General features: G+C 42.2%; 14 protein-coding genes and 1 riboswitch. Of the genes, 3 read left to right on the top strand and 11 right to left on the bottom strand.

The window, feature by feature from the left end; genetic code table 11:
• The 9 genes from CSV79_RS15675 to CSV79_RS15625 form a co-directional block, all read right to left on the bottom strand.
• On the bottom strand, positions 1-896 hold an 896-nt coding region (locus CSV79_RS15675; protein ID WP_099689985.1), incomplete at its 3' end, for a D-ribose ABC transporter substrate-binding protein.
• 13 nt (positions 897-909) lie between these two features.
• The gene (rbsC, locus tag CSV79_RS15670) at positions 910-1,851 is read right to left on the bottom strand and encodes a ribose ABC transporter permease (protein WP_099689984.1); all 942 of its coding nucleotides are present in this window, start codon (positions 1,849-1,851) and stop codon (positions 910-912) included.
• A complete protein-coding gene (locus tag CSV79_RS15665; protein ID WP_099689983.1) occupies positions 1,838-3,334 on the bottom strand; it encodes a sugar ABC transporter ATP-binding protein in 1,497 nt (498 codons plus the stop codon). The genes rbsC and CSV79_RS15665 overlap by 14 nt, the downstream gene beginning before the upstream one ends.
• A gap of 16 nt (positions 3,335-3,350) precedes the next feature.
• Complete coding sequence (gene rbsD / locus CSV79_RS15660; protein ID WP_099689982.1) at positions 3,351-3,740, bottom strand: D-ribose pyranase; 390 nt, start codon at positions 3,738-3,740, stop codon at positions 3,351-3,353.
• On the bottom strand, positions 3,737-4,615 hold the full coding sequence (gene rbsK, locus CSV79_RS15655; RefSeq protein WP_099689981.1) for a ribokinase: 879 nt from the start codon (positions 4,613-4,615) through the stop codon (positions 3,737-3,739). The genes rbsD and rbsK overlap by 4 nt, the downstream gene beginning before the upstream one ends.
• Positions 4,612-5,592 carry a LacI family DNA-binding transcriptional regulator gene (locus CSV79_RS15650; RefSeq protein WP_099689980.1) on the bottom strand — a complete coding sequence of 327 codons (981 nt, stop codon included), beginning with the start codon at positions 5,590-5,592 and terminating at the stop codon, positions 4,612-4,614. Before CSV79_RS15650 ends, rbsK begins: the two co-directional genes overlap by 4 nt.
• Positions 5,593-6,255: 663 nt before the next feature.
• On the bottom strand, positions 6,256-7,239 hold the full coding sequence (locus CSV79_RS15640) for a nuclease-related domain-containing protein (protein ID WP_099689979.1): 984 nt from the start codon (positions 7,237-7,239) through the stop codon (positions 6,256-6,258).
• A gap of 635 nt (positions 7,240-7,874) precedes the next feature.
• Positions 7,875-10,931 carry a YhgE/Pip domain-containing protein gene (locus CSV79_RS15630; RefSeq protein WP_099689977.1) on the bottom strand — a complete coding sequence of 1,019 codons (3,057 nt, stop codon included), beginning with the start codon at positions 10,929-10,931 and terminating at the stop codon, positions 7,875-7,877.
• A gap of 24 nt (positions 10,932-10,955) precedes the next feature.
• The gene (locus CSV79_RS15625; protein ID WP_099689976.1) at positions 10,956-11,525 is read right to left on the bottom strand and encodes a TetR/AcrR family transcriptional regulator; all 570 of its coding nucleotides are present in this window, start codon (positions 11,523-11,525) and stop codon (positions 10,956-10,958) included.
• A gap of 177 nt (positions 11,526-11,702) precedes the next feature.
• A riboswitch (TPP riboswitch) is annotated at positions 11,703-11,800 on the top strand.
• An 85-nt stretch (positions 11,801-11,885) separates the two neighbouring features.
• Here CSV79_RS15625 and CSV79_RS15620 point away from each other — a divergent pair.
• From CSV79_RS15620 to CSV79_RS15610, 3 genes are read left to right on the top strand one after another with little or no spacing between them, the layout of a single operon-like run.
• Positions 11,886-12,656 carry an ABC transporter ATP-binding protein gene (locus CSV79_RS15620; protein WP_099689975.1) on the top strand — a complete coding sequence of 257 codons (771 nt, stop codon included), beginning with the start codon at positions 11,886-11,888 and terminating at the stop codon, positions 12,654-12,656.
• Positions 12,653-13,405: an ABC transporter permease gene (locus CSV79_RS15615; protein WP_099689974.1), complete on the top strand. Its 753-nt coding sequence runs from the start codon at positions 12,653-12,655 to the stop codon at positions 13,403-13,405. The genes CSV79_RS15620 and CSV79_RS15615 overlap by 4 nt, the downstream gene beginning before the upstream one ends.
• Entirely contained in the window at positions 13,402-14,415 is a 1,014-nt protein-coding gene (locus CSV79_RS15610) for an ABC transporter substrate-binding protein (protein WP_099689973.1), read from the top strand. Before CSV79_RS15615 ends, CSV79_RS15610 begins: the two co-directional genes overlap by 4 nt.
• 125 nt (positions 14,416-14,540) lie before the next feature.
• On the opposite strand, the gene CSV79_RS15605 is transcribed toward CSV79_RS15610, so the two are convergent.
• Both CSV79_RS15605 and CSV79_RS15600 read right to left on the bottom strand, forming a co-directional pair.
• A complete protein-coding gene (locus CSV79_RS15605) occupies positions 14,541-16,673 on the bottom strand; it encodes a S8 family serine peptidase (RefSeq protein ID WP_099689972.1) in 2,133 nt (710 codons plus the stop codon).
• Between the two features lie 163 nt (positions 16,674-16,836).
• A complete protein-coding gene (locus tag CSV79_RS15600) occupies positions 16,837-18,504 on the bottom strand; it encodes a glycerol-3-phosphate dehydrogenase/oxidase (protein ID WP_099689971.1) in 1,668 nt (555 codons plus the stop codon).
• Between the last annotated feature and the right edge of the window lie 525 nt (positions 18,505-19,029).

Raw genomic sequence — 19,029 nt, 5'->3', positions numbered from 1 at the left:
GCTTCAACGTCTTCGCCTTTCAACTTAGCAATCGCTGCTATCATCGCCTTTTTTCCAATCTCTTCAGGCTTTTGTGCAATTGTTGCTGCTAATTTTCCTTCTTTAACAGAAGCAACTGCATCGTCTGTTGCGTCAAATCCGATAACAATGATATCTTTTCCAGCTGACTGAATCGCTTCTAACGCGCCAAGCGCCATTTCATCATTATGGGCAAACACAGCTTGAATGTCCGGGTTTGCTTGCAAAATGTTTTCCATAACTGTTAAACCTTCTGCACGGTTAAAGTTCGCTGTTTGTTTCGCAACAATATTCACTTTACCGTCAACTGCTTCATTGAAACCAGCTCCACGGTCACGTGCTGCCGAAGACCCTGCAATTCCTTCGAGTTCCGCTACTTGTGCAGTATCGTCACCAAGTAGTTCCAACATGTATTCGCCAGCTAACACACCACCAGCTTTATTATCAGAAGCGATATGAGAAACAACTTCTCCACCTTCTGCGCTACGGTCCACTGTAATGACTGGAACGTTCGAACTGTTCGCAGATTCTACAGCTGATACAACTGCCTGTGAATCTGTCGGGTTAATAATTAATAAATCTACACCTTGTTGAATTAAATCTTCAACGTCACTTGCCTGTTTCGACGCATCATCTTGTGCATCAACTACGATAACTTTTGCGCCTGATTCTTTCGCTTGTTCTTTCACACCTTCACTCAACGTCACGAAGAACGGATTGTTTAAAGTAGAAACTGAAAGTCCAATTTTATATGTTTTATCTCCGTCTTTACCTGCATCCCCTTTATCATCAGAGGAACTAGAACCTGGTTGATCCATCGAACAAGCAGCTAGTACTAAAACTACTGCCATGAGAAACGCCCACTTCAAATTTTTCATTCAACCCATCTCCTTATGCTGTTTTTTTGCGATCCAAAAGAACCGCGATTAATATGACTGCACCCTTTACTACCTGTTGGAAGAAAGAGGATACACCGATCAAATTCAACCCATTATTTAGCACACCGATAATTAACGCACCAACCAATGTACCGACAATCCAACCTCGACCACCCGTTAAGCTTGTCCCACCAAGTACGACTGCAGCAATCGCATCTAATTCAAACATATTCCCTGCAGTAGGCTGTGCTGAATTCAAGCGTGATGTCAAAATCAATGCGGCAATCGCCGTCAATCCACCCGCGAGTGAATAGACGTAGATCTTAATTCGATCCACATTAATTCCAGATAGACGTGATGCTTCTTCGTTCCCACCTACCGCATACACACGGCGGCCGAACGTCGTTTTCTTCAAAATGAAATACAATACAGCGAACGCGATTGCCATCGTAATGACCGGAACTGGGATACCGAAAATATATCCTTTACCGAGCATTTTGAATGTCATCGAATCTCCAAGTCCAGAAATTGGACGACCTTCTGTATAAACGAGCGTCAATCCTCGGAAAATCGTCATCGTCGCAAGTGTCGCGATAAATGGAGCCACTTTCCCTTTCGCGATAATCAAGCCGTTGATCGCACCTAGTAACACACCAAGTAGCACACCAAGTAGCATCGCTAATATTGGATCCATGCCACCTGACATCATACCAGCAGTCACTGCTCCTGTTAATGCTAATATGGACCCAACTGATAAATCAATTCCACCAGTTAAAATAACAAATGTCATTCCAAACGCAATCAATGCGTTAATAGACACTTGTCGTAACACGTTAAAAAGATTGTTAAGCGTTAAAAAACTTGGACTCATAATGGAAATAATAACAACAATTAATAGTAGCCCAATAACGGGACCTAGTTTTTGTAATGAAGATTTCATATTAGTTTTGGACAACTTTGTCACCCCCTGTAGCAAAATGCATAATACGTTCTTGTGTCATTTCTTCTTTCGGTAAATCCGCCATCAATTGGCCTTCATGCATAACGAGCACACGATCCGCCATCCCAATAACTTCAGGCAATTCTGATGAAATCATCACAATCGCCACACCACGTTCAGCGAGCTCATTGATAATACTGTAAATCTCTTTCTTCGCGCCAACATCGACACCACGCGTCGGTTCATCTAAAAATAGAATATCTGGCTCGATTCCTAGCCACTTCGCAATAACGACCTTTTGCTGATTACCACCACTTAGCGATTTCACGATTTGTTCTGGCCCAGATGTCCGCACACCTAAACGTTTCGACATCGTATGATAAAGCGCACTTTCCTTCGTCCGCTGAATAAAACCTGACTTGGAAATCCGATCAAAATTCGTTAAGCTCATATTGTCTTGTACGGAGAAATCCAAAATAAGACCTTCTGATTTTCGATCTTCCGTGACATAACCAATGCCAAGCTTTTTGGCTTGCAACGGATTTGAAATAACCACTTTCTTACCATCGATGAAAATTTCTCCTGCCGTCGGTTTCTTAAAGCCGAAAATGGATTGAATGACTTCTGTTCTACCCGCACCCATCAAGCCTGCAATACCAAGAATTTCACCTTTTCGCACATCAAACGATACATGTTTAAATAACTCATCGCGACCCAAACCTTCTACTTTCAGCTTTACATCACCAATCGCATGTGTTCGTTTAGGAAAACGTTCTCCTAATTCACGACCGACCATCATCTGTACAATTTCTTCAAATGTTGTCTCTTTTATTCGTTTCACACCTACGTATTGTCCATCACGTAATATCGTAATGCGATCGCACATCGAGAAAATTTCTTCCATTCGATGAGATATATAAACAAATGACACACCTTCCGCTTGCAACGTACGAACGGTTTCAAATAACGTCTCAATTTCACGATCTGTCAACGCAGCTGTCGGCTCATCCATAATAATTAGTTCCGCATTGGATGAAACAGCTTTGGCGATCTCGATGATTTGTTGCTTCCCGACAGATAATTCACGAGCAACTGTACGCGCATCGATTTGCAACCCAAGTTTCGCAAGAATTTCTTCTGCTTTACGATTCATTTCCTTCGTTTTCAAAATTCCACTCTTACCAATAGTCATTTCACTACCCAAATAAAAGTTCTCGGCAACCGTTAAATCCGGTAAAATGTTCAACTCTTGGTGAATAACCGCAATACCGGCTTCTTCCGCTTCCTTGGCATTTTTGAACTCTACTTTTTTCCCTTTGACCCATACTTCACCAGCATCGCGCGTATAAATACCCGTCAATATTTTCATCAGCGTGGATTTTCCTGCACCATTCTCACCCATCAGTGCATGGATTTCACCTTTTGCTACTTCAAACCTGACATCTTCCAGTACTTTATTGCCATTAAAACTTTTTGTAATCCCACTCATCGCAATCATCTCTGCTCACCCACTTTCAGAATATGACGCCGGCTTGCAAGATTACATTGGCATATGGCGTCGCTTCTCCTGTACGAATAATGACCTTGGATTGTTTAGTCATTTCTTTTAGCTGTTCATGTGTAATTTCATCTATCGCACATTCTAACTGTTTAACCTCATCATAAACAGCGGGATTTCCCGCTTTCATTTCATCCGCAATATATAGTTTTTCTGCTTCAAAATCCTTTAACAGTTCAGATAAAATCTCTACGAAGCTCGGTTTGCCTAACGTATAAGAAAGGTCGATGCATGCCACGCCTTCTGGTATCGGGAGGCCGCAATCAGCAATCGTCAATTGATCGGTATGCCCCATTCGTGCGAGTACGGAAGCAATTTCACGATTGATCATCCCGTGCTTCTTCATAGCCTTCCCTCCAAACGACTTTTTACTTCTTCAAAAGTTGGCATACCACCTTGTGCACCAAACTTTTCTACAGAAAGAGAAGCCGCTGCATTTGCGAACCGAACCGCTTGTTCAAGACCCATGCCTGTTACAATGCCATGAGCCAGCGCACCGTTAAAAGTGTCGCCCGCGCCAGTCGTATCCACAACATTTGTCTTGAAACCTTCTACGATGATATGTCGTTCTCCATCGAAATAACGAGCACCGTCACTGCCTAGGGTGATAATTAATCGGTTCGGATATTTTTCTAACGCGTCTATCATATCCATGCCAAAAATCTGTTCACATTCCGTTTCATTCGGTGTTAAATAGGTAATCGAAGGCATCATATTTAAATCAAACCCACGAGCGGGTGCTGGATTCAATAACACCGGCACACCAATTGCTTGGCATTTTGCTAACGCATAGATGACGGTAGGAATCGGTATCTCTAGTTGTAGCATCACCAATTTACTTTTCTTAATAACCTCTTCCATCACATCAATATGAGAAGGCATCAATAAAGAGTTCGCGCCAGGTACAACAATGATACGATTATCGCCTTCTGATAATAAAATATTGGCAATTCCTGAAGCCGCATTAACTTGCAACACGCCTGTCGTATCGATGTCGTTCTGTTGAAGATTATCCACAATACTTGTGCCAAATAAATCATTACCGACACAACAAGCCATATGAACTTCTCCCCCAAGTCGTGCTGCCGCTATCGCTTGGTTCGCTCCTTTTCCACCAGGCACTGTATCAAAAATATTTCCGATAACTGTTTCCCCTTGGTTCGGGAAATTTTCTGTACCCACAACTAAATCCATATTCGCACTGCCAATGACCGTTATCATTGCGCCTCACTCCTTGTCGTTTCTCGAATAATCAATTCGGCTGGAATCTGAATTTCTCGCTCCGTCACTTCTTGGCCTTCTATTAACTTAATGAGCATTCTTGCGGCCAGTGTCCCGATTTTATATACATCTTGAGCCACTGTCGTTAAACTTGGAGTTAGCTGACCTGCCAGCATCGTTCCGTCATAGCCAACGATTTGTAATTGATCTGGAATCTTGATGCCAAGCGAATAAGCTGCTTTCATCGCACCTGCTGCTGAAACATCACTGCTCGCAAAAATGCCATCAATCGACTGTCGTTCTAATTGCTCGCGAGCAGCCAATTCAGAAGCTTCGAATTGGAAAGGACATTCTACAACATGCGTTTCTATTACTTTACCCTCCACGGCGTCTATGAATCCTAAAAAACGATCATTTGCCGGACCAACTTCAGCCGGTCCTCTCATGCATAAAATACTCTGACAACCACTCGCCAACAAGTGCTCCACACCAATTCGTGCGCCTTCGCGATTATCTGTAGCTACAAAAGGTATGGACGAATGAATTCTTCGGTCAACCGCAACAATAGGAATATCCAGTGTAGTATAATGATCCGCCTCTGCATTACTTGTGACGACAATAAATCCAGCTGCATATTTTTGCTGTAACGTCGTTAAATAATGGATTTCTTTTTCAATTTTTTCATCCGAATTACACAAGACGATTGTATATCCAGAAGCAAGCGCCACATCTTCTATTGCACGGGCAAGCTCCGGAAAAAACGGATTGACAATATCTGGTACAATTAAACCAATGAATGTTGTCTGCTTCGTACTAAGCGAACGCGCAATCATACTTGGCCGATAATTCAATTCTTCAATCGCCGCAGCAATAACCCGCTTCGCATCATCGCTAATATAGCCTTTTTTATTCAAATACCGTGAAACAGTCGCTGCCGAAACTCCTGCCTTTTGGGCAACATCTCGTATAGTCGCCATCCATTTCACCTTCAGTCTGCATTATGTGGTACCGGTTACACGTAATGATAACAGACGAGGTTTTTTAGTGTCAATAGAGGGAGGATTATATAGAAGATAGTGTTTTGTCTGATAATAGATGCGTTGGGTTAGGTTGGCGCGGTTTGGGTTGGTTTTGGCGCGGGGATTCGGCCGAATGGCGCGGTCTGGTTCGGCTTTGGCGCGGGGCTTCGAGCGAATGGCGCGGTTTGGACTGGCTTTGGCGCGGGGATGCGAGCGAATGGCGCGGTCTGGTAAGGCTATGGCGCGGGGATTCGGTCGAATAGCGCGGTCTGGACTGGTTTTGGCGCGGGGATTCGGTCGAATGGCGCGGTCTGGTTCGGCTTTGGCGCGGGGATTCATTCGAATGGCGCGGTCTGGTTCGGCTTTGGCGCGGGGATTCATTCGAATGGCGCGGTCTGGTTCGGCTTTGGCGCGGGGATTCATTCGAATGGCGCGGTCTGGACTGGTTTTGGCGCGGTGACACGATCGAATGGCGCGGTTCAACGTGCCTTTCGCGCGGTCAACCAGGTCTCCAGCGTGATTTGCTAGTATCTTTTGTACGATGCAAAAAGCTAAATAAGGTTTGATTCTATTCATACTAAGGCAAAGAACTATAATTTAGTGTGGGCAACATTACTGGAATTAGTTGTAGGATAGTTCATTTGAGGTTAGGACTTTCGGGGAAATATAGTGGACTGCTCCACGACCATTCCCGGTTACACGTGTGTTCGGAGTAGTTAGAAGGCGACGTGCTGTATGGCGGCTATTGATTTGGAGAAATTGACGAAGTTGCTTGTTTGTGATGAGCGGACCATTAATACAGTACCAATCGTGAAGCGCGAGATAATGAGCATGCAAATCACGGTGGCCACAATTGGAACACCTCCACGTTTTTACTACCCAAGACATTTGTAATTGTTGACAAGCTGTGCAATAGACACCTGGACGGATATCCTTTGGCAAAACCTCATACTTTTTATTGAGAGGGAATGGATTATAATTACAATGAAACGAATTTATTTGATTAGCTAGTTGTCTAATTTCCCTGCCCGACAACCACTCCCGATTCATTTCTAATTTTCGCAGTCTGTTAGGCATTTCATAAGAAAATGCTACTTTGTCAGTCGTGAGATTTTCAATGATTAGTTCATTTTGATAAGCAAGTACCACAAAATCGATAAGTGGTATCTCAACTCCATTTTTACGCAACCAACGTGTTAGGAAATACTTTTTCCGTTCCAGTTCTTCGATCGGACTTTTCAAGACGGTTCGTTCACCATTCAATTCCTCTTTTATGAACTGTGTCGGATGTTGAGTAATCAGTAGTTTGCCCGCCATATTTTTGACTTCGAAGACCACAATGTAACTGGACGTAATAAGAAGGGAGTCGATTTGAAAATAAATTTGATCTTGCTGGAGATATACATCGTGCAAGATAGCATATGGATAATCTGGTTTGAATTCCCGCATCTGATAGTCAAAGTCTTTTTCCCCACTATACCCAGCTTGGCTATTGTAATAGTCTTTCTGCAATTTTTTAAATTTCGAATGATCGGGACTCAATCTCCTAAGTAGAGCTTGCTGCCCCAGAAGAATCTTCGGTACACCCCTTTGTTTATAAATCAAACTATTCCGCCACCTTTCCTTATTTTCACTAGTATAGCAAGTAAGCAACTACTTGGGAATGTAACGACCATTTTTGAATTTCGGTATCCATTTAGGCAGTATTTTTAATTTTTGATGGCATATTTCGGCTGAAAAATGAATTTGTTGGTTGTAAACATATCAATTTTTCTTTCTTTTTCACAAAATTGATTATTAAGAACTAGAACGTTAATTTTATTGATAATGTTTAGTGATTTTTTATTACTTTCACATCACTACTTGATAACATTATAGTTTTGATTTGTATAGTTGGACATTGTTTTAGTGTAATCCGGCCGGGGGTTGTGCGGTCTTACATGACTTTCGCTTGGGCTTACTCCAGTTTGGCGCGGTTCAACATGGCTTTCGCGCGGGCCCGCCAGACTTTGGCGCGGTCCCACATAACTTTCGCGCGGGCCCGCCAGACTTTGGCGCGGTCCTGCATAACTTTAGCGCGGGCCCGCCAGACTTTGGCGCGGACCTACATGGCTTTCGCGCGGTCCTACATAACTTTCGCGCGGTCCCATCAGAGTTTGGCGCTATCCTACACAATCCACCCCCCCAATAAAAAAACTGCACAAAAAGTCAGCAAAACCGACTTTTGATGCAGTGTTTAATCAAATCACAATATTACTCTCCTTCGCCTTCTCCATAAACTTATCACTAGATTTATTGAAGAATTTCTTCAAACCGATACCGATAACTAAAGCAAGAACGAAGTAAATTCCTAAATACAACATCTGCTTCCATGCTACTTCCCAGAGGATACCGCCAATTGCTTCACGCAACAATGTGATCGCATGGGTAAATGGCATGAATGCTGAAATCTTTTGGAAGAATTCGGGTGCCATTTGGATTGGGAATGTACCACCTGATGCTCCGAGTTGCATAACCATTAATATAATCGCCATGACTTTACCTGTGTTACCGAATACGGAAACTAGCGTGTAAACAATCGTAACGAATACTATACTTACTAGTACACCAAACAAGACATAAGGTAACTTGTTCACGACATACGTATTCATGATGAACAGTTCACCTAGCGTGACGATTAGTGACTGAATCGCTCCAATCCCCGCAAAGATGATCAATCTTCCAAGATATGTTTGGTAGCTTTTGAATCGTGATTTTTCTCGAATGTCTACTTTCAACGTTGAAACCATAAGCAACGCGCCTACCCATAACGATAGTGTCGTATAAAATGGACTCATCGCAGAGCCGTAGTTCGGAATTGGATACAGCTGATGCTCATCCAAGACAACAGGGTCCGCAAAAAACTTACTGACGCCAATTGGATCGGTTGCGAGAACATTTAACAACTTATCTAAATCACCGTCTTTTTCTAACCCTCGAATTTTTTCTGCCATTGTCTCAATCGCTTCACGTGCTTCAGGGAAATATTTCTCGGCCTTCGCAAGATCTTTTTTTCCTGTAGCTACACCCGCTTCTGCCTTACTGAGCGCCTCGCGTAAACGTGGAATACGTCCGTTCACTTCATCTAAAACATCGGATACATCATACAACGCATTCGTCGCATCCCGCATGACGGATTTATATTTTCTAGTGAGATCGCTATTGACGAAATTAATCGCTTCTCCAACCGAACGATCTAACTCACCAGACACACGATCGATTTCAGCTACATGTTTCTCACCATTCGCTTTTGATTCGTTAATGCGTCCTATCAACCCATCAATTGATGTCTGCGTAGAAGACAAACTTTCTTGTATCGTTTTAATTCTCTCAATTTCACTCGAAAGCTTATCCGAATGAATGAAGTCCTGAAGATCAGTCAATCCGCTAGTGATAGATCCAATCGCTGAAAGTCCGTTATCAATGCGACCGACCATCGTTTCCAACGCTTCAATTGTTCGCTGCGGATTCTCGGCTGTTTCAAGTAGAGTTTTCAGCTTTTCGTCAATTTCTGTTTTTGACGCTTGTAACTCATTGAATCGATCACGTAATCCTTGATCGAATGACTTCAATTGCTCAATCGCTTGATTCAATGCATTTTGGCTATTTTGGTCAAATTGGTTTCGCGCATCGATAATCCGTTGTTGAGTGGCTTGCAACTGACTTTTAAGTTGATTCAGCAAATCAAGACTCGGCTTTTCTCCTCTTTCAATTGAAGTTTGTATCTCATTGATGACTTGATTAGTCTTTTCTAGCTGGGCCTTTAATGCGACGAATCTCTGTTCAAGACTGGCAATTTTATCACTACCCGTTAATTTAGCCGCAGCTTCTAGTAATGAAATCACGTGATCCACCTTGCCCAACTGCCCCACTATAGCGGACGACATGCTATCCAGTTCCTTTTGGATTGCACTGAAGTCTAGTGATTCACTCTTATCGATCAACCGTTGCACAGCTTGCAATGCATCGTTATTTACTTCGGTCGCCCGGTCTAATAAAGCTGTCATATTACTAGAAAGCTCCTGCAATTGCTTCATCAATTTTTCAGTTTGTGGGTACAGTACATTTTGATAACTATCTTGAATGCGATCCATATTCTGAGCCAGTTTATCCGATAATTCCTGCGTCTGTATAATTAAATCAGCCGCTGGATTCTTACCGCTTTGTAAATCGACAATCAACGTCTGCAAGTTTTGCTTTAAACGACTCAAATCCTCCACACTGCTACTCAATGAAGCCTGTAAATTCTTAATATTCGTAGAGTCTTTTACACTTTGATCCTGCTTTTTCAAAAAATCATAAATATCATCTAAACGAGCATTCGTATCTGCTAATTTCCCTTGCTTATCACGAAGCGAATTGACAATACGATCTACATCTTCTCCCTTGCTCGATAGCTCGCTCGTCAAATCTGGCACTTTGCGAAATGCCGTTTGCGCACTTTCAAGATTTGAGGTGATGGCATTCAATGTTTGATCTACAGTTTTTTCATTCTCTTCAAGTTTTTTAATCAATCGTGCGTTAAGTTTTTTCGCATTTGCATGAACCGTGTCCACATCATCAAGCACGACATCTACTCGATCGATGGATGAATCCGCGTAATTCAAGCCTTTATCCACTAACTGTAGCTTCGAATATATATCTGGAATATCCTCTTCCAGTTTATAAATCAAGTCACGCAACCTTTCAATAGTTGCACGATTGCCTTGCAATTCTACTCCCAAATTATTGAAGACTTTAATTACCGCTTGATTTGCTTCTTCGACAAATGTTTTATCAATATTTTCAACAATAGCAGATGCCCCCTTACCTGCTACTTTCGGGGAAATCGCGTTGATCTTTTCATTGATATAATAATCTAACCGAGGTTGTTTAATATCATCAGTGACTACGCTACTCAAATTCTCCGAAAAGTCTTCGGGAATAATGATCGCTGCGTAATAATCGCCATGCTTAACTCCTTTGATCGCTTCGTCTTTCGTAACGAACTGCCAACCTAAGTCATCATTCTTGGTCAGTGAAACGATGACTTCATCCCCGACATTAAACTCTTTGTCCTTAATAGTCGCTCCTTTATCTTCACTAACAATAGCGACTGAAACTCCTTTAGTGTTCGAATAAGGGTCCCAAGAAGCAAGTATATTGAGCCAAGCATAAAGTGATGGCAGAAAAGCGATAGCTGCGATGACAATCAATGCTGCTTTATTCTTTGTAATATTTCGGATATCCCGTTTGACGATAAACCATATTTTATTCATCTCTGAACTAACCCCACCTCAAAATCAAACTAATAAACTGGAGAAAATCGTATCATTCAACACTTCTGCAATCTGTTCTTCCGTCAACTGCTCTTCATGTGTTTTATTCCAATCGACTACTAATGCAAGATACGATTTGAATAAAAGATAAGCGATCAACTCGCTATTGCATGGTTTTAGCTCACCTTTTGCCACACCACGGTCAATCTTACTCGTAATGTATTTCAGGATTTCTTGCTCAATCGTCGCCAATACCTCTCCGACAGCTGGCGTCCGCAACTCATTTTCTTCTTGGATTAGTTTGATGAATAATTGATGTGTCTCTCGGAATTTCAATAATTGCATAATCCGGGCGTGTGCATTCTCTTGAAAGGACGCTCCTACAATCACGACTTTTTCCGAAACATTTTTCATTTCACCAACCATCTTCCAGACAATCGAATGAAATAACTCTTCCTTCGTAGCAAAGAACGTATAAATCGTCCCTTTACCCACGTTCGCAATCTTCGCCACTTGATCCATCGTCGTTGCTTTATAGCCAAACATCGTAAACGACTTTTCAGCCGCTAACATGATTTCTTCTCTGCGATTCATCATGACACCTCTTTCCAGTTGACCGGAATACCATTTCAGTCTTGCAGTCACTATGTTATATAGTTTTTTGTAGATTTGCAATCATTATTGTATGATAATGATTAGATTTCGGTCATATACCATTTTACTTTTGTCATATCTTGACTAACCATACAGACTATGCAACGATAGTAAATGGATAAACACTAGGGGTGCTTTTGCTAAGAGAGGCTGTTGCCTTAACCCTTTAACCTGCACTAGATAATGCTAGCGAAGGGAAGTGGACTATATGAACGGTTTAGGCCGTATTATGTAACCGCTTCGCAAAAAGAAGTGGTTTTTTTGCGTAGATGATTTTAAGAAAAGAGACGTGATCATTACATGAAGAAAACAGTACTGGAATTCGATAGCGTGTCATTCCATTATCAAGCAGCTAAGACATCCCTTCCGACTGCTATTTTAGATCATGTTCATTTACGTGTGCATGAAGGTGAGTTTGTTAGCATTATCGGGCCCAGTGGTTATGGTAAAAGTACACTTTTCCGACTAATTACAGGACTGGAAAATCCAGACGGCGGACAAATTCTTGTAAATGGTGAAGCTTCAGACAATCGGTTAGGCCAAGTGGGGTATATGCCGCAGCAAGATTTATTAATGCCGTGGCGAACGATTTTAGAAAATGTTAGGCTTCCTCTTGAACTTCAAGGGAAGAAACAAGCCCATGCTCGGATTATTGAATTGCTGGCGGATTTCGGTTTGGCTGGAGTAGAAAATACCTATCCTGCGAACTTGTCAGGAGGTATGAGGCAGCGTGTGTCATTTTTGCGTACAGTTCTTACCGGATCGAATATTTTACTTTTGGACGAGCCTTTTAGTGCACTTGACGCCATTACGCGATTGACGATGCAGGAATGGCTGGTCGATCAATGGCAGAAATTCGATAAGACGATTTTATTTATCACGCATGATATTGACGAAGCCTTATTTTTATCCGATCGTATTTTTGTATTAGCTGAAAAACCCGTACAAACGATTCGTGAAATAGTCGTTCCACTCGATCGACCGCGCACGATGCGGAACTTGGCACAACCAGAAATGATCGAACTGAAAGAACGGTTAATTTCGGAGCTTCGTTCGGAGGCATCGCTATGAAAAAACTTTTATCCTATACTTGGTCCATCGCATTCATCACCGTCTTGCTAGTCAGTTGGGAAATCGGTGCACGTCTTTATGACAAGAGCTTTCTTTTTCCATCGCCGTCCGCTATCCTGGTGAAACTGTGGGAACTGAAAGCTGAACTATTCATCCATCACTTACCACCCACAGCACTGACCATTTTGATTGGACTCACAATTTCGATCGTCATCGGCTCGGCACTAGCAGTTTCAATGTATATGAAAAAACCAATTGAGCAGGCGTTTTATCCAATTCTTATCGCATCACAGACGATTCCGATCATCGCACTCGCACCGATTTTTGTCCTATGGCTCGGCTACAGTATTTGGAGTAAAGTGGCAGTCACCGTACTAATCACATTTTTCCCGATTACCGTCAGCGTATTCGACGGTTTACGTTCATCAGACCGAAACTTGCGGGAATTGATGTTAACGATGGGGGCGTCCACAAAAGACATTTTCTTTAAACTAGACATCCCTTCTGCCCTACCTTCGTTCTTTTCAGGACTAAAAGTAGCAGTCACACTAAGTGTCATAGGCGCAGCAATCGGTGAATGGCTTGGCGCGCAGGCAGGTCTCGGTTATTTTAGTCGAAGAATGATGACACAATTCGATAGTGCAGCGGTATTCGCACCGATCGTTTTACTTTCTGCAGTAGGTATTATCTGTTTCTTATTTGTCGTATGGTTGGAAAAAATATTTTTACACTGGAGGAAACACCAATGAACAAACGATTTTTATTCGGCATCGCTTTTCTTCTTTTGTTACTCGCTGGCTGTAGTAACAGCGCGGACACAGGAAAGAAGGAAGAAACACCAAAAGAAGAAAAGAAGAAAGTCAGCATTATGCTCGACTGGTATCCAAACGCAGTACACAGCTATTTGTACGTAGCGCAAGAAAAAGGTTTTTTTGATGAAGAAAACGTGGAAGTGGATATTCAATTCCCTGCCACCCCAACCGATCCAATGAATTTGACGGCGGCAGGAAAAGTAACCCTCGGATTTTATTACCAACCAGATGTTATCTTGGCACAAGCAAATGAGCAAGTTCCCGTTAAAGCGATCGCATCGATTGTACAAGAACCACTTAATTACACAGTAATGCTAGAAGACAGTCCGATCCAGTCTCCAAAAGACTTGGAAGGTAAAATAATCGGTTACCCTGGCATTCCATTAAATGAATCATTGATCAAAACAATGGTTACACACGATGGTGGCGATTACGAAAAAGTGAAAATGATTGATGTAGGTTTTGAACTAGAAGCATCTGTTGTTTCTAAACGAGTCGATGCAGTAACTGGTACATTTATCAATCATGAAGTCCCTGTTATGGAAAGCAAAGGCTATAAAGCACGCTACTTTAATCCAGTAGAATACGGCGTACCGAACTATAGTGAAATAGTTCTTGTGACGAGCGACGATACATGGAAAAAAGATCAAGAAGCGATTCAATCGTTCTGGAAAGCAGCAGAAAAAGGATACAACTTCATGAAAGAAAACCCTGAAGAAGCATTGGATATCCTACTTAGCAATCAAGACAAAGCAAACTTCCCACTTGATAAAGCAATCGAAACGGAAAGCTTGAATGTTTTATTGCCGAAAATGGATTCAGAAACAGCAAAATTTGGAGATCTAGACCCAACTTCTTGGGAAGAGGTTCGTGATTGGTTGAAGGAAATGGAACTCATTACGACTACTCCTGAAGTGGATGAAATGATTATTGACATGAAATCTTAAGGCCAACTAATGGGGCTTTGCATTACTAGTAAATAGTCCGTTCCCCTACGCTCTTGTATATTAAAAAAGAGACGTGTATAAATACGAAGTCAAAAAAAAAGAATGCATGAAGGGAATTTTGTCCTTCATGCATTTTTTTGGTTTTGTCCCAACCTTGTTGTATACTTCCAATCAAAGTCGTAATTGCTTTTGAATGTATACGTCTTGATAAACGGAAGTTCATTCGTTTTAATTACATCAAACTTCATCCGTACATCTTTCTTCAACGAAACAACGTGTGCATTTTGCAAACTTTTCTTAATCGTTAAGTAGTGCGTACCTTCATCCCACGTTCCAATCGGTGTAATACGCAACTTCTTCAGCGAAGCAGGATCCACTTTCGCTGTAAAAGAAGTCACGTGATCTGTCCCGTCTGGCTTACGTGAAACTTGGATATCTTGACTATAATCCTTCCCAGCTTGGAGTTCTTGGTTAAAGTTAATCGTGAATACCTTATCTTGCCCGACAGACATTGCAGGAAAATCCCCTATAAACTCTATTGGCGCTTGCCCACCTATGACGTTCACTGCTGTGCTTGCAGTCAATCCACCATCTCTTGTTCGCACAGTAATTACCGTAGCTCCTACTTGCTTCCCTGTAATTATTCCATATTCATCTACTTCAGCAACTGCTGGATTCGATGATGTCCATGTGACGGATTGATCTGCTGCATCTACTGGCAAAACCGTTTCAAATAGCGCGCTCTTTGGTTGATTAGTCTTCGTTGCCACTTTTATTCGCGCTTCCTTCGTTGTCGTGTTACTTGCATAACGAATGGTTGCCGTTCCTTTAGCAATCGCCCGCACCATACCATTCGCATCGACCGTAGCGACTTGCGGATTCGATGACGTCAACTTCGCATTCGACTCTACTCCAGCTAGGAATACATTCGTTTCGCCAACTTCCATGAATGCATTATCAAATGAGAAATTTGCTGACTGCTCTTCAGTAGTGCCCGACTGATTACTTTTATGATCCAAATCTACTGTCAACTCTGACACATCAAGTTCCACACGTTGTACCCGAACGACTAAATCCGCAAGTGCGTTATTCACTCTTTCTAGGTTCAGTAATCCCGCGCCAAAGTGTGAATCCTTCCCCGGAACTCCCAAATCTATTGCAGTGTTTTCCAATAACTGCTTGATTTGTTGCGGCGTGTAATCTGGCCGTATAGATTTAATAAGCCCCGCTGCACCTGCAACAATCGGTGAAGAAAATGATGTTCCACTCATATATTTATAGCTATTGGATAACCCAGTTGTATAAACACCCGTGCCTGGCGCAACCAAACTAATATACGAATTATAATTTGAGAAAGTAGAGCGCCTATTTTTACTATCCGTTGCGCCAACAGAAATTACATTTTCATACGAAGCGGGATAATTGATTAGATTCCCCTCTTCAGCTTCATTACCAGCAGAGGCTACAACGGAAATACCTGCCTGAATTGCACGCTGTATCGCTGCGTTTTCAACAGATGATCTTTCATTACTACCCAGACTTAAGTTAATAACATCCGCTTTTTTCCTAATAGCATAATCAATTGCTTTGATGCTGTCTGAGACATAACTAGTACCTGTTATATGAGTGACTTTCAGTGGTAGGATTTTGACGTTATAAGGACCTGCAATGCCCGTAATTCCTTTATCATTACTATAGGACGCTGCTAGAACACCGGCTACACTCGTTCCGTGGCCATTCACATCTTCAATATTTGTATTATTCCCGTGAAAATTATAGCCTCCCGGTTGTATACGCCCTTGTAGATCTTCATGGTTAGTAGCGATCCCCGAGTCGATGACCGCCACGACGATACTTTTCTTTTGTTGATTGGCCCTTGTCCAAAATGATTCGGGGCGAAGTCTTTGAATCCACCATTGCTTTGTTAGTAATGGATCATTGGTGGATACATGGAAGCGACGCTCATAGTTAGGCTCAACTGATAAAATACCTCGATCTTCTTGCAGCTGTTGCGAGATTTTTTGTATATCTGCATCCTCTGTAAATCTCCATAACTCCACTTTCGGTGCTATTTTCTCTATCATTTCAACTCCTTCTATGGAAGGTTCTTCAGCCAATGAGTGACGAACATTGGAATACTCGATCAATAGTTCCTTTTCTTTTGAGGTGTCTTGCGCTTGGACTTGTATAGATGAAAAACCCCATACAGTAAACATGATCAACAAAAAAGCGAGTATATGGTTTCTTTTTTCTTTCATAAGTCTCCCTCTCTCTAGTTATCGAATAGTATCATCTTAGCACAATTAACCAGTTTAACAGACTTGTATTATTGCTCATATAGTACCTACTCCTCTAAAAGTTTAGTAATTAACAATACAAAAAACCTCTACCTATCTTGCGTAAGGTAGAGGGAGAATTTATCTATTCTTTACTTATCGTGCCTGTACATAGTTGCTTATTGCGTTCTAATGTTTCAGTCATTTTTTTCTTTACTTCACTAGACCAATTAAGTTGCTCAGCCATATAGTTGATTACAGGTTGTTTCCATTCATTAACCCAATCGATGTTAAATAATAGCGCCCCCGTACGTCGCCAGAAGAAGTCTACTGGTGTACAGACGAATTCTTTATGGATCGAATACCAAACTTGCGCATAGATTTCTATCGGTAATTTTGCCCGCTCTGCGTCTGCTTTACCGTTTTGAATAACTCCATATAACTCATCTACGTTAGATCCGTAGCGCTTCACTAATGCACTAGCCGTTTCTTCAGATAACCCTAAACCTTTACCTTCTTGTACTTTAGACGTAATGAACGCTTCAAACCCTTTAGAGCCACCTACATGACCACCTGAAATCGGTAGCTTCTTCGTGCGACCCGCTGGAACTTTTAAGCCAAATTGCTTCTTCCAGTCCGCAGCGATCCTATCGACAATCGTCTCTGCCATTTTACGATAGCCTGTCAGTTTCCCGCCAGCAATCGTCAACAGACCCGAATCCGATGTCCAAATTTCATCTTTCCGTGAGATTGCTGAAGCACTTTTCCCTTCTTCTTGAATCAATGGTCTTAGTCCAGCCCAACCTGATTCAATATGCTCTTCTGTTACCTCAAGCTTCGGAAAAACAAAACGAATCGCTTCTAATAAATACTCCTTATCTGCCTGTGTAATCTCTGGTTCCGTCATACTCCCTTTATAATCCGTATCGGTCGTCCCGATATACGTTTTACCGTCACGCGGAATCGCCAGCACCATACGGCCGTCCGGTGTATCGAAATAAATCGTTTGCTCCAAAGGAATGACACTTTGGTCAAATACTAAGTGAACGCCCTTCGTCAAATGAAGCTGCTTTTGATCCGGTGCTTCATCTTTCACGCGTACTTCATTGACCCAAGGACCTGCCGCATTGACTACTTTCTTCGCGCGAATCACGCCTAGTTTCCCAGTCAGTTGATCAATGGTCAGCACGCCTGCCACCTTACCGTCTTGATACATAAAGTCTGTCACTTTTGTATAATTCAACACCGAAGCTCCGTAACGCGCGGCTTCTTTGATGACTTCGATCGTTAAGCGCGCATCGTCTGAACGATACTCTACAAACTTCCCTGCACCGAGCAAACCTTCTGGATTAAACTTTGGTTCCGCTTGTAGTGTTTCTTTTTTGCTTAGCATACTTTTCCGTTCTGACTTTTTAACACCTGCCAAAATGTCATAGACACGCAAGCCGATCGAGCTACTGAATTTGCCAAATGTGCCTTCTTTATAGATTGGCAACAATAGCCACGTAGGAGTCGTGACATGAGGTCCGTTTTCATAGACTACCGCACGTTCACGCCCCGTTTGTGAGACGATTTTAAATTCAAGATTTTTTAAATAACGTAAACCACCATGAATCATCTTTGTCGAACGACTCGAAGTCCCAGCCGCGAAATCTTGCATTTCTACTAGCACTGTATTCAGTCCTCGGCTAGCAGCATCGAGCGCAATACCCGCCCCTGTCACGCCGCCACCTATTACTAGCACATCAAAGTCTTCTGTTTCTGTATTTCGTAGTATGTCCTCTCGCCTAAAGCGAGCCTGTTGATCAGTCATATATAGACAAGCCCCCGTATGTATGATGTTGTTTCCATAATACTACAACAAATCGGAAAATGTCTAAAGTGAGTGAGGATTTGTTGAAAAGTTGATGAGTGGGAGTTGATGAGTGGTCCGGGATTTACGCTTCAGAGGGGACGCTTTCCGGAGGGCGTGGCCTGAGCCGCTTCCTTCACTGCGTTCAGTCCAGGGTCTCAGACTCACGCTGATCCTCTCGGAGTCGCCACCTCTTACGCTCCAATCCTATTAGTAGACTATAAATACTTTTAGACCTCATTGTAGTTATCGTGTGACTTATTAACTTTCCTTTATTTTGTTTGAGTTTAAGTTCAAGTTCAAGTTCACACAAAGTATCACCACACTCAAATTTAGGATTGAAGTAGATTACTGGAGCTAGTATAGATGTATGGACACAAGTTAGTTAAGTCTCTATCCTATAAATAGAGAGGTTGTGTCCGGAATGAAACAAAAACGTTATAACCAGGAATTTAAACAAACAATTGTCGAACTTTACAGATCTGG

Source organism: Sporosarcina sp. P13, from assembly GCF_002743055.1.
Taxonomy (GTDB): domain Bacteria; phylum Bacillota; class Bacilli; order Bacillales_A; family Planococcaceae; genus Sporosarcina.
This window is presented reverse-complemented; position numbering and strand designations above follow the sequence as displayed.